This is a genomic window from Allobosea sp. LjRoot9 (assembly GCF_964252745.1).
Classification (GTDB): domain Bacteria; phylum Pseudomonadota; class Alphaproteobacteria; order Rhizobiales; family Beijerinckiaceae; genus Allobosea.
Map to the genome: position 1 here is coordinate 1680798 of NZ_CAXUPC020000001.1, position 11639 is coordinate 1692436.

Here is an 11639-nt window from a genome sequence, read left to right on the forward strand (position 1 = left end):
GCTCCCTTGGGGGCGAATGGCGAGTAGCGAGTGGCGAATGGAACTCTACTCGCCACTCACTATTCGCTACTCGCGCTCTATACGGATGACTTGCGGCGGTTCCGCGATATGGCCGTCGGCAGAGACCTTCTCCAACGCCGCCCGGATCGCGGATTCGCTGGTGGCATAAGTGATGAGCACGACCGGGACCGGCGCGCCGGAACGCCCGGAAGGATCGCGCGCGGCAGCGCTCTCCGAACGGCGCTGGACGATGCTTTCGAGCGAGATGTCGGCTTCCGCCATGCGGGTCGCGATTGCGGCCGCCGCTCCGGGATGGTCGAGCACGGCAAGCCGGACATAATAGCCGCCTTCATGCCGCTGCATCGGCGCACGCGTCGGCGTTTCCAACCGCGCCACGGGCAGTCCGAAAGGCAGGCCCGCCGTACCACGTGCGACATCGGCGATATCGGCGACGACGGCAGAAGCCGTCGGGTCGCCGCCGGCGCCGGGACCGACCAGGGTGATCTCGCGGACCGCGTCGGCATCGATGGTGACGGCGTTGGTCACGCCCATCACCTGCGCGATGGCCGAGGATTTCGGCACCATGGTCGGGTGCACGCGCTGCTCGATGCCGGTCTTGGTGCGCTCGGCGACGCCGAGCAGCTTGATCCGGTAGCCGAGCTCGTCGGCCATCTTCAGATCGAGCGGGGCGATCGAGGAAATGCCTTCGACATGAATCGCTTCGGCGTCGATCTTCGTGCCGAATGCGAGGCTGGTCAGGATGGCGAGCTTATGAGCCGTGTCGTAGCCCTCGACATCGAAGGTCGGGTCGGCTTCGGCATAGCCCAGGCGCTGGGCGTCGGCGAGGCAGGCCTCGAAGGTCAGCCCCTCCATCTCCATGCGCGAGAGGATGTAGTTGCAGGTGCCGTTCAGGATGCCATAGAGCCGCGTGACATTGTTGCCCGACAAGGCCTCGCGCAGCGTCTTCACCACCGGGATGCCGCCTGCGGAGGAGGCCTCGAAGGCCAGCGCCACGCCCTGCTCCTCGGCGAGCGTCGCCAGCGCCACGCCATGATGGGCGAGCAGCGCCTTGTTGGCGGTGACGACCGATTTGCCGGAAGCGAGCGCGGCCTCGACCGCAGCCTTGGCCGGGCCGTCCGAGCCGCCGATGAGCTCGACCAGGCAGTCGATCTCTGAGGATTTCGCCAGCGCGACGGGATCGTCGAACCAGGTCAGGCCGGCGAGATCGACGCCGCGATCCCGGGTCCTGTCGCGCGCCGAGACGGCGGTGACGCGAATGGCGCGGCCGCAGCGGGCGGCCAGCGCATTCTCCTGCCGGCGCAGGATGCGCAGCACGGAGGCTCCAACGGTGCCAAGCCCGGCAAGGCCGATGCGAAGCGGCGAGGATTGTGGCGAGGGAGGCGCGAGGGTCATATGGCGCGGGGTCGCATGAGGGGAGGCGCAAGTCAACGGCGCAGGTCGGGATGATAGGCCATTCACGCCGGCTCGAGCGATTTGACCATGAAGATGCTCAACGGGTCGTTGGCATAGGAGCCGAACGGTCCGCACTGCTTGAATCCGAAGCGCCGGTAGAGACCCAAGGCCTCATGTGACTTGACGCCCGTCTCCAGGAAGATCCGCCGGACACCATCCTGCGCAGCAGCAGCCTCGATCGCCTGGACGAGCCGGAAGCCGACGCCCTGCCCTCTCGAATCGGGATCGACGAACAGGCGCTTCATTTCTGCCGAGCCATCCGGGAAGACGGCATAGCCGCCGCATCCCAACGCCTTGCCGTCCGCCCTCGCGACGAAAAAACGAATATTGTCCGCCAGCAGCGCGGCCAGGGGCGATCCGACCCTGTTCTGCGATGGATAGAGCGCCGAAGAGCGCTCATCGGCTTTCCCGAGAAAATCAACGACGCTCGGCTGATCCGGACTTTCTCGCTGAACCACGATCGTCACAGCTGGTTCCCCACATGGAAGTGATCAGTCGAAGCGGCAGACCACCTCGGCTGCAATCCGTTTCACCTTCTTCTCGGCGAAGCTCAAATGAATCCGCAGCAGGTTGTTGCCGAAAGCCGTGGCCTTGATCGTCCGCAGCGCCTCGAGAGAGGATCCGTCCCAGGCAGTCGAGTTCTCGATCATGGGGCGCCAGAACCAGGGCTTCGGCGGCACGATGGTCACGCTCTCCAGAACCTGCTCGGCCTGTGCCTGCTCAGTGCCCAGGGGGATGTAGCGGGTGACGATCTCGGTGGCGTCGCGGCCGCAATCGCGCGCGATCGTTGCGGCCAGCACATCGGCGACCAGCGGCGAATCCGTCTGGGGCAGTCGCCCGCGCGAATAATCAAAGGTGGCGACGAGGCAGATCAACGCGAACAGGCCGAAGCCGATGCCGATCAGACGGCCTTTTGAGAACATCTCGCGTGCCTTGAGCCCCGAGCCGGACGGGCGTGTCCGTGACCAAGGGGTTCCCATGTTTCGCAGGCGCGGTCCAGTCCTTACGGCCCTTCTGACACCCTCCCCGTCACGCCGAACGCAGCGAAGCGGAGATCCGGGATCCATCGTAGAGTTCAGCGCCCTTCGATGGATCCCCGGTCAAGCCCGGGATGACGCGGTGGATGGTATTGGCGTCGCGCCCGGGTTGGCTCCGCCCTCACCCGGCCTTCGGCATCTGGATGACGTTGTGCAGGGTCTGGTCCGCCGTCTTGAGGAAGCGGCCGACATTGCGGGCTGCCTGGCGGATGCGCTGTTCGTTCTCGACGATGGCGATGCGGACGAAATCGTCGCCATGCTCGCCGAAGCCGATACCCGGCGCGACCGCGACCTCGGCTTTCTCGATCAAGAGCTTCGAGAACTCCAGCGAGCCGAGATGGCGGAACTTCTCCGGAATTGGCACCCAGGCGAACATCGAGGCCTGCGGCACGGGCACCTCCCAGCCGGCCTTGCCGAAACTCTCGACCAGCGCGTCGCGACGCTTGCGGTAGATCTCGCGCATCTCGCGGATGCAATCGTCGGGGCCGTTCAGGGCAGCCGCCGCCGCGACCTGGATCGGCGTATAGGCGCCATAGTCGAGATAGGATTTTACCCGTGCGAGCGCAGCCAGAAGCCGCTCATTGCCGACGGCGAAACCCATGCGCCAGCCCGCCATCGAGAAGGTTTTCGACATCGAGGTGAACTCGACCGCCACATCCATCGCACCCGGCACCTGCAACATCGAGGGCGGCGGGTTGTTGTCGTCGAAATAGACCTCGGCATAGGCGAGGTCCGAGAGCAGGATCAGTTCGTGCTTCTTCGCGAAGGCGACGAGATCACGGTAGAAATCGAGCGAGGCGGTGAAGGCCGTCGGATTCGCAGGATAGCAGGTGACGAGCGCGATCGGCTTCGGCACGGAATGGATGATCGCCCGCTCCAGCGCCGGGAAGAACGCCGGTGTCGGCTCGGCCGGCACCGAGCGAATGACGCCGCCCGCCATCAGGAAGCCGAAGGCGTGGATCGGGTAGCTCGGATTGGGCACCAGCACGACATCGCCCGGGCCGGTGATGGCCTGCGCCATATTGGCGAAGCCTTCCTTGGAGCCGAGCGTCGCGACGACCTGCGTGTCCGGGTTCAGCTTCACGCCGAAGCGCCGCTCGTAATAATGCGCCTGGGCGCGGCGCAGGCCGCCGATGCCCTTGGAGGCCGAATACCGGTCGGTGCGCGGCTTGCCGGCGGTCTCGACCAGCTTCTCGATGACATGCCGGGGGGCCGGCAGGTCGGGATTGCCCATGCCGAGATCGACGATATCGACGCCCTTGGCGCGTTCGGCTGCCTTGATCTTGTTGACCTGTTCGAAAACGTAAGGCGGCAAGCGCTTGATGCGGTGAAAATCGGCCATATCGAACAGATCCCTCGCCAGGACGGCGGACTTATGATGCGCGCAAGTCATAATCCTTGCGCCAGGAGTGCTTAGCACCGCATCTTCGGTCATGGCAGCCCTAAAAACGCAAGAATCGATCAGGCGCTCCCAAAAAGGCCGGCTTCCCGGGTCGATGCCGGCTCAGTTCGTCGGCTGCGCCGCGGCTGGAGCCGGTGCCGGCAAGGCCTTGCCGAGCGAGATGGCCTGGGAACCTGCCGCATCATTGGCAATTCGTCTGGCCTCGAGCTGGCTCTCAATCTGCTTGAACTCGGCGCGCCGCTTGCAGGGGTCGGTCGGCTTCTGAGCGGGCACCGGAGCCGCGAAGCGGGCGGCCTGACCCGTCGGCGTATAGGCCGGCGGCGGCGTCGGGCTTGCACATAAAGGATTGACGGCGATCGTCTTGTTGATCGGGATGTAGGCCGGATCGACAGGGCGTGTCTGCTGCACGAAGCTCTTGGACTCTTGCGGGGTCGTGGCGATTCCGGCGACTTCGGCGACCGTCTTGACCGGTCCCTCGCCCGCGCAGCCTGCCAGCGACAGGGCAAGCACGGCCGGCCCCAGCAGCATGATCATCGATTTCATCATGGGCGGATCGAAGAGCATGAGCGGTTCCGGCGCATTGTCGATTTTTGTTTGTCAATCATATCGGCTACGTCCTTAATGGGACCAAAATGGGGAGTGTTAAGCTGCCCCGCAGAATAAAGCGACGGGAGAAGACGCGCCATGAATCGGCCAAAGGACGACAAGCCGAGACTGGACGCCGGTTCGCCCGATGCCGCGCCTGAGACCCTAGCGCCCGACTTCGATCAATTCACGCAGAATATGGGCCGCCTGGTCGAGGAATACGGCAAGGTCACCGCTGCCTATCTGAAGCCGATCGAGCGCGGCGAGGCCAAGACCGGTCCGACTGAAGAGGTCAGCGAGATGGTCAAGACGCTTGGCCGAGTCGCCGAGCGCTGGGTCAGCGATCCCCGCAAGATCATCGAGGCGCAGGCCTCGATCACGGCCGATTTCCTCAGCCTGTGGAGCGCCACGCTGAAGCGCGTCAGCGGCGAGGCGACCGAGCCCGTGGCGCAGCCCGACAAGCGCGACGCGCGCTTCAACGACCCCGACTGGTCGGCGCATCCGATGTTCGATTTCGTCAAGCAGGCTTATCTCATCGGCTCGCGCTGGGCCGAGGACATGGTCGAGCGCACCGAGGATATCGACCCGCATACGCGCGAGAAGGCGCGTTTCTACGTCAAGCAGATCGCAGGCGCGCTTTCGCCCTCGAACTTCGTCGCGACCAATCCGGAATTGCTACGCGAGACGCTGCGGCAGAACGGCGACAATCTCGTGCGCGGCATGAAGATGCTGGCCGAGGACATCGAGGCCGGCAAGGGCGAGCTCAAGATCCGCCAGTCGGACGCGCATGCCTTCGAGGTCGGCGTCAACATCGCCACCACTCCAGGCAAGGTGATCTTCCGCAACGAGATCATGGAGCTGATCCAGTACGCACCCGCAACCGAGCAGGTGCTGAAGCGCCCGCTGCTGATCGTGCCGCCCTGGATCAACAAGTTCTACATTCTCGACCTCAACGCCGAGAAGAGCTTCATCCGCTGGTGCGTATCGCAGGGGCTCACCGTCTTCTGCATCTCCTGGGTCAACCCCGATGAGCGCCACGCCAACAAGGATTTCGAGAGCTATATGCGCGAAGGCGTCTTTACTGCGCTCGACGCCATCGAACAGGCGACGGGCGAGAAGCGCGTCACCACGATCGGCTACTGCGTCGGCGGCACGCTGCTCGGCGTCTCCCTGGCCTATATGGCGGCCACCAAGGACAAGCGCATCGACAGCGCCACCTTCTTCACGACGCAGGTGGATTTCTCCAAGGCCGGCGAATTATCCGTCTTTGTCGACGAGGATCAGATTCGCGCGGTCGAGGAGAAGATGGCCAAGAGCGGCTATCTCGACGGCTCGCGCATGGCCGGCGCCTTCAACATGCTGCGGCCCAACGACCTGATCTGGTCCTATGCGATCAACAACTACCTCAAGGGCAAGGCCCCGACCGCCTTCGACCTGCTCTACTGGAACGCTGATTCGACCCGGATGCCGGCCGCCAACCACTCCTTCTACCTGCGCAACTGCTATCTCGAGAACAAACTCTCCAAGGGAGAAATGCGCATCGGCGGCAAGACGCTCGACCTGAAGAAGGTCACGATCCCGATCTATAATCTGGCCGCGCGCGAGGACCATATCGCCCCGGCGCCGTCGGTCTTCCTCGGCTCGCAATGCTTCGGCGGCCCTGTCGATTATGTCGTGGCGGGTTCGGGCCATATCGCCGGCGTGGTCAACCCGCCCGCCAAGGTCAAATATCAGTACTGGACCGGCGGCGCGGCTTTGGGGCGCTACGAGGACTGGATCGCGGCGGCCGCCGAGCATCCCGGCTCCTGGTGGCCGCATTGGTTTGCCTGGATCGAGGCGCAGGCGCCAAAGCGCGTGCCGGCGCGCCAGCCCGGACACGGCAAGCTGCCGGCACTGGAGGATGCGCCGGGCAGCTATGTGAAGATGAAGGCATAGCGCGCTCAGCCGAGCGACGTCACATCCATCTGCTCAAGAGCCGTCAGCTCCTGCTCCGTCAGGATGAGGTCGCGGGCAGCGACGTTCTGTTCGAGATGCGTCAGGGATGACGTACCGGGGATCAGGATCGTGACCGGCGATTTCTGCAGCAGCCATGCCAGTGCGATCTGCCCCGACGTTGCGCCGGTGCGCGCGACGATCTGCTCCACCGCCGCCGACCTGGCCAATGTGCCGGCCCCTAGCGGGTAGAAGGCGATGAAGCCGATACCGTGCCGCTCGCAATAGTCCAGAACCTCGTGGTGGCGGCGGTCGGTCAGGTTGTAGCGGTTTTGCACGGTGGCGATCTCGACGACCGATCGCGCCCGCTCGATCTGCTCAATCCCAACCTCGGACAGGCCGATATGGCGAATCTTGCCTTCGTTCCGCAAGGCGAGGAACACCGCCATCGTATCCTCGATCGGGATCGTCGGATCGACCCGATGCAGCTGGTAGAGATCGATGCACTCAAGGCCCAGATCGCACAGGCTGCCTTCGACCGCCCGGCGGATATGGGCGGCGCTGCCATTCATGGACATGCCCGGATCGGTCGGCGTCGCCGGGCCGCTGCGAACCATCCCGCCTTTCGTGCCGATCACCAGCCCCGGCTCGTAGGGAACCAGCGTGTCCCTGATCAGCCTCTCATTGTCGCCAGGGCCATAGACGTCGGCCGTGTCGATGAAATCGATTCCCAGTTCGACCGCGCAACGGAGAACGGCAGCCGCTTCAGCCGGGTTCTCCGGCGGCCCCCAGACACCGGGACCCGTCAGGCGCATTGCGCCAAATCCCATACGATGCACGGGCAGATCGCCGCCGATCCGAAAAATCTTGTTCGTCATCTCGTCACCTCTGCACCTGGCGAGGCACATGCTGTAAGTGTGGACCACGCTCCATGGTCAAGAGGCGGATCGTGCTGATCTCCGAATTCGCGCGGGCAACCGGGCTGACAACCGACACGGTGCGCTTCTACGTCCGCCTTGGGCTTCTCCGGCCTGGCGCGGGCAGCAAGGGCGGTCGCCACCCCTATCAAATCTTCAGTGAAAGCGACGTAGGAGCGGTCGAACTCATTCGCCTGTCCCAGGCGGCCGGACTGTCCCTCAAGGAGATCGCGGCACTGGGCGCCGAACGCCGCGCCGGACACATGACTGCCGAACGCAGGATCGAGGTCGTCACGGCGCAGATCGGCAAGCTTGAGACCAAGGCGGCGGAACTGAAAGCGATGGCCGATTATTTGCGCGCAAAGCGCGCTTGGCTCGCCAGCGACGCTCAAGGCAACGAACCCGAGCTGGATTTTCATCGGGTGGCACGACAGGTTCGCACCGTAGTCGATCGGGAATGACCGCACGCTGCCAAACAAAAAAGCCGCCCCGAAGACCAGCTTTTCCGTTGCGCGCCAGCCCGGCGACGAACCGGTCTCCACTCCGCTCGAAAACGCTCCAGGTGTTTTCAACGCTCCAAGTGTTTTCGCCGGCGCATATCGCCTTTCGCCGGAGCGGATAAGGTTGTGACCACGATATCCTAACGCTCAACAATGGGCCGAGGTTTCTCATGCCGGGGTTTCTCATGCCGAGGTTTCCCATGCGCTGTGCCCTGCTCACGCTCATTGCGGTCTTGCTCGCCTGTCCGGGGCAGGCTGCCGACCCAGTGCTGGCGCCGAGCGGCACGCTGCGCGTTGCATATATCGGTACGAACGTCGCGCAGGCTCGCCGCGACCCGGCAACCGGCACAGTTTCAGGTGTGGTCGCCGACATCACGCGCGAACTGGGCCGCCGGGCGGAGGTGCCGGTCAGCATCACGCCCCTCCCGACGGCCGCCGCCGTGCTTGAGGCGGTCCGAAGCGGCCAGGTCGACATCGGATTTGTCGCTCCGAACCCGGCGCGCACTGGCATCGTGCTCTACTCCCGGACCTACATGCTGGTGCAGCAGAGCGCGCTTGTGAGTGCAGATTCCCCGCTCCGGTCCGTGAAGGAGCTTGACCGCCCCACTCAGGTGATCGGGGTGAACACCGATGACAGTGTCGGCGTGTGGCTGAAAGGGCGGCTGATCGCAGCGAAGGTGCGAGAGACGCCCGACTATACCTTGCGAGATGCTGTCCAGTGGCTTCGGAACGGGGATGTGATTGCCTTCGCGGGTGGGCGACAGCGGCTCTCCAGCGCGACGCTCGGCGTTCCCGGCCTGCGAATGCTCGACGACAATTTTTACGGTGTGCCGCAAGCCGTGGCCGTGCCGATCGATCATCAGGACCGGCTTCAATTGGTCAACACGGCCCTCGGCGAGATGCGCTCAAGCGGTTTTCTGGCGAGTTCCGTCGCGCGCAGCGGCATCGATGGTCTTGCGGTTGCTCCGGTCGATACGCAGGAACCGTGACCATAGGTGTGCCGTGGACATTTCGCAGCCGGGCAGCCGCTATGACCGCTGCCCATCCAGAGCAAACCTTCACAGCCCCGCGCTCGCCCCAAGCCCACAAACAAAAAGCTCACAAACAAAAAAGCCGGCCCGAAGGCCGGCTTTTCCTTGTGTGCGGAAGCTCCGCTCAGTTCTTGCGAACGACCGGGCGCACCGGGACCGTCTCGGTGGGGTCGTCCCAGCGATAGGTCAGGCCAACTGAGGCGATGTGGATCGAGGGCTTGGCCTCGGCGGTGTAGAACACGGCGGCCTGCTGCGGATGCGAGCCGGTGTAGTTCACGCTCGCCTTCTTCACATCGATATAGGTGTAGCCGAGATCGAGCTTCAGCTTGTCGGTGACCTGATAGCTCAAGCCGGCCGAGAGCCAGAGGCGATCATTGTCGGCGATGAAGATCGTGCGGTTGCGGTCGTTCACGGCCGAGAGCTCGTAGCCGACACCGGCGCGCAGCGTCAGCGCGCTGCTGTACTTGTATTCCGCGCCCAGCGAGAAATACCAGGCATCGTCATATTGGAAGTTCAGGCTGGTGACCGGCGCGCCGTTCAGCTGGCTGACGATCGGAATGTTGCGGAAGCGGCTCCAATTCGTCCATTCGACGCCGGCATGGACCTGCCACTGATCATTGATCACCTGCGATACGCCCAACACGACCGAATCGGGCAGGTTGAGGTTGGCCTTGACCGGAATGACCGCGAGCGGCGTGCGGAACGTGCCTTCAAGCGTCTGGCGCACCTCGGAGCGATAGGCCAGGCCGATCGAGGTCCCCTGGAACGGCGTCAGGGTAATACCGAAGCGATAGCCGAAGTCGATCGTGTCGCCTTCGATGATGACCGGTGCGGCCGTCGGGCCGACGCCTGAAGCCTGCTTCAGCGCGGCATTGAAATACTGGACCTGCACCGCGGCGCCGATCGAGAGCCAGTCGTTCACCTTGTAGCCGACGGTCGGCGAGACGTTGATCGTCTGCACCTTGGCCGAGCGACCATAAACCTGTCCGGCATTGACCTGCTGGTCGGGCTTGGAGCGCAGGCCATAGGGCGCGCCGGTGGTCAGGCCGATCCAAAAGCGGTCGGTGAGCTGCCAGGCGCTGTAGGAGGCGGGGATGAAGGCGCCGTCGCCGCCGAGATTGCCGGTGCCGTTCTGGATCGGGCTCAGCGGGCCAACCGGCGAGCCCAGCCGCGTAGCCGCGGTCGGCTGATAATCGGCATTCGCGTTGAGATAGGTGAAGTTCCAGTTGCTGTTGCGGCCCGGGAACATGGTGATCGTGGCCGGGTTCCAGGCCATCGCCCCCATGCCGATGCCGCCCGAGGCGGCGCCGGCATAGGCCATGCCGAGCCCTTCGGCGCTCTGGCCGCTGCGGATGGCGAAGGAGCTGGCGGAGGCGGAGCCGGCCGCGAGAAGAGCAGCTGCCGAAACGGTTGCCGCGGCGATGAGGCGAACGGTGCTCTTCATCCTAATCCATCCCTTTGATTGCATTCTTTCGAGGTCGAAGCGCCTCGCTGACACCACCATGACGCGAGGCCGGTTTCGCCGCAATCCCGCCGCAAGCGCCCTGAAAACGCCGCAACTTCGCTTGTTTCCGAAGCGGCAGGCCGAAAAATCGCTAAAAACCCGCCGATTTCTCGCATCGTCGCGCGGCGGCGCCGACAAAACGATCGTTTACATGCGAACTATCGCCGATTTCGACACACCCGGCTAAAAACCATGCAAGGCAGCCCGATTGCCGGGCATGTTGCTTTCGCGGGATACGTTGCATCAGCGCAACAATCTCATGGCTATCCAGACGCAGCCGCGTCATGCGCGGGAACTCACTTGTCATTGCGCGCCCCATCCGCTCAGGTGCGCGCCACCCGAATTAGATCGATTGAAACAGGGGGAAACACTATGAAACTGCTGCGATATGGTGCTTTTGGCCAGGAAAAGCCGGCTCTTCTCGACGCCAAGGGCGGCTTGCGCGACCTCTCCAGCGTCATTCCGGATCTCGCCGGCAAGACGCTCGGCTCGGCCTCGCTCGCCAAGCTCAAGGCGCTCGATCCCGAATCGCTGCCGCTCGTCCAGGGTTCGCCGCGAATCGGCGCCTGCGTCGGCGACGTGCATAACTTCATCGCCGTCGGCCTCAACTTCGCCGATCACGCCGCCGAGACCGGCGCCGCGATCCCCAAGGAGCCGATCCTGTTCAACAAGGCGCCGAACTGCATCGTCGGCCCCTATGACGACGTGATGATCCCGAAGGCCTCGGTGAAGACCGACTGGGAGGTCGAGCTCGCCATCGTTATCGGCGACGGCGGCTCTTATATCGACGAGAAGAATGCCATGGCCGCGATCGCCGGCTTCTGCGTCTGCAACGACGTCTCGGAGCGCGAGTTCCAGGCCGAGCGCGGCGGACAATGGGCCAAGGGCAAGGGCTGCCCGACCTTCGGACCGCTCGGCCCCTGGCTGGTGACGCCAGACGAGATCGCCGACGTGCAGAATCTCGGTATGTGGCTCGAGGTCGATGGCGAGCGCGTCCAGAACGGTTCGACCAAGACGATGATCTTCGGCGCCGCCTATCTGGTGCACTACATCAGCCAGTTCATGCGCCTGGATGCCGGCGACGTCATCACCACCGGCACGCCTCCCGGCGTCGGCCTCGGCTTCAAGCCGCCGCGCTTCCTGAAGGGCGGCGAGGTCGTCACGCTCGGCATCGATGGGCTGGGTACGCAGAAGCAGAACTTCGTGCCGTTCAAGGCTTCCTGAGCGCTTTAAAAAAGCGCCACCATGACCGCTTGAC

Annotated in this window: 12 protein-coding genes; 5 read left to right on the top strand and 7 right to left on the bottom strand. The window is 64.2% G+C overall.

What is annotated here, in order from left to right:
- Positions 1 to 66: 66 nt before the first annotated feature.
- From ACSQ3P_RS07695 to ACSQ3P_RS07715, 5 genes are all read right to left on the bottom strand, one after another.
- Positions 67 to 1413, bottom strand: a complete 1347-nt coding sequence (locus ACSQ3P_RS07695; protein ID WP_436164973.1) for a homoserine dehydrogenase — start codon at positions 1411 to 1413, stop codon at positions 67 to 69.
- A 62-nt stretch (positions 1414 to 1475) separates the two neighbouring features.
- Positions 1476 to 1940, bottom strand: a complete 465-nt coding sequence (locus ACSQ3P_RS07700; RefSeq protein WP_436164974.1) for a GNAT family N-acetyltransferase — start codon at positions 1938 to 1940, stop codon at positions 1476 to 1478.
- Between the two features lie 24 nt (positions 1941 to 1964).
- Positions 1965 to 2396 carry a hypothetical protein gene (locus ACSQ3P_RS07705; protein ID WP_436164975.1) on the bottom strand — a complete coding sequence of 144 codons (432 nt, stop codon included), beginning with the start codon at positions 2394 to 2396 and terminating at the stop codon, positions 1965 to 1967.
- 235 nt (positions 2397 to 2631) lie between these two features.
- Positions 2632 to 3852 carry an LL-diaminopimelate aminotransferase gene (locus tag ACSQ3P_RS07710; RefSeq protein ID WP_436164976.1) on the bottom strand — a complete coding sequence of 407 codons (1221 nt, stop codon included), beginning with the start codon at positions 3850 to 3852 and terminating at the stop codon, positions 2632 to 2634.
- 162 nt (positions 3853 to 4014) lie between these two features.
- Positions 4015 to 4476 (bottom strand): hypothetical protein, encoded by a 462-nt coding sequence (locus ACSQ3P_RS07715; RefSeq protein WP_436164977.1) that lies wholly within the window; start codon positions 4474 to 4476, stop codon positions 4015 to 4017.
- Positions 4477 to 4695: 219 nt separating this feature from the next.
- On the opposite strand from ACSQ3P_RS07715, the gene ACSQ3P_RS07720 reads away from it, so the two are divergent.
- On the top strand, positions 4696 to 6432 hold the full coding sequence (locus tag ACSQ3P_RS07720) for a PHA/PHB synthase family protein (protein WP_436165181.1): 1737 nt from the start codon (positions 4696 to 4698) through the stop codon (positions 6430 to 6432).
- A gap of 5 nt (positions 6433 to 6437) precedes the next feature.
- Here the strand turns inward: ACSQ3P_RS07720 and ACSQ3P_RS07725 are convergent, their stop codons facing one another.
- Positions 6438 to 7307, bottom strand: coding sequence for an aldo/keto reductase (locus ACSQ3P_RS07725; protein WP_436164978.1), 870 nt, complete (start codon positions 7305 to 7307; stop codon positions 6438 to 6440).
- A gap of 71 nt (positions 7308 to 7378) precedes the next feature.
- On the opposite strand from ACSQ3P_RS07725, the gene ACSQ3P_RS07730 reads away from it, so the two are divergent.
- Positions 7379 to 7807 (top strand): MerR family transcriptional regulator, encoded by a 429-nt coding sequence (locus ACSQ3P_RS07730; RefSeq protein WP_436164979.1) that lies wholly within the window; start codon positions 7379 to 7381, stop codon positions 7805 to 7807.
- A 209-nt stretch (positions 7808 to 8016) separates the two neighbouring features.
- Complete coding sequence (locus tag ACSQ3P_RS07735) at positions 8017 to 8835, top strand: transporter substrate-binding domain-containing protein (protein ID WP_436164980.1); 819 nt, start codon at positions 8017 to 8019, stop codon at positions 8833 to 8835.
- Between the two features lie 166 nt (positions 8836 to 9001).
- Here ACSQ3P_RS07735 and ACSQ3P_RS07740 read toward each other — a convergent pair whose 3' ends face one another.
- Complete coding sequence (locus tag ACSQ3P_RS07740; protein ID WP_436164981.1) at positions 9002 to 10321, bottom strand: OmpP1/FadL family transporter; 1320 nt, start codon at positions 10319 to 10321, stop codon at positions 9002 to 9004.
- Here ACSQ3P_RS07740 and ACSQ3P_RS07745 point away from each other — a divergent pair.
- Positions 10311 to 10568: a hypothetical protein gene (locus ACSQ3P_RS07745; protein ID WP_436164982.1), complete on the top strand. Its 258-nt coding sequence runs from the start codon at positions 10311 to 10313 to the stop codon at positions 10566 to 10568. The genes ACSQ3P_RS07740 and ACSQ3P_RS07745 overlap by 11 nt on opposite strands.
- A gap of 185 nt (positions 10569 to 10753) precedes the next feature.
- The gene (locus ACSQ3P_RS07750; protein ID WP_436164983.1) at positions 10754 to 11605 is read left to right on the top strand and encodes a fumarylacetoacetate hydrolase family protein; all 852 of its coding nucleotides are present in this window, start codon (positions 10754 to 10756) and stop codon (positions 11603 to 11605) included.
- Positions 11606 to 11639 lie beyond the last annotated feature (34 nt).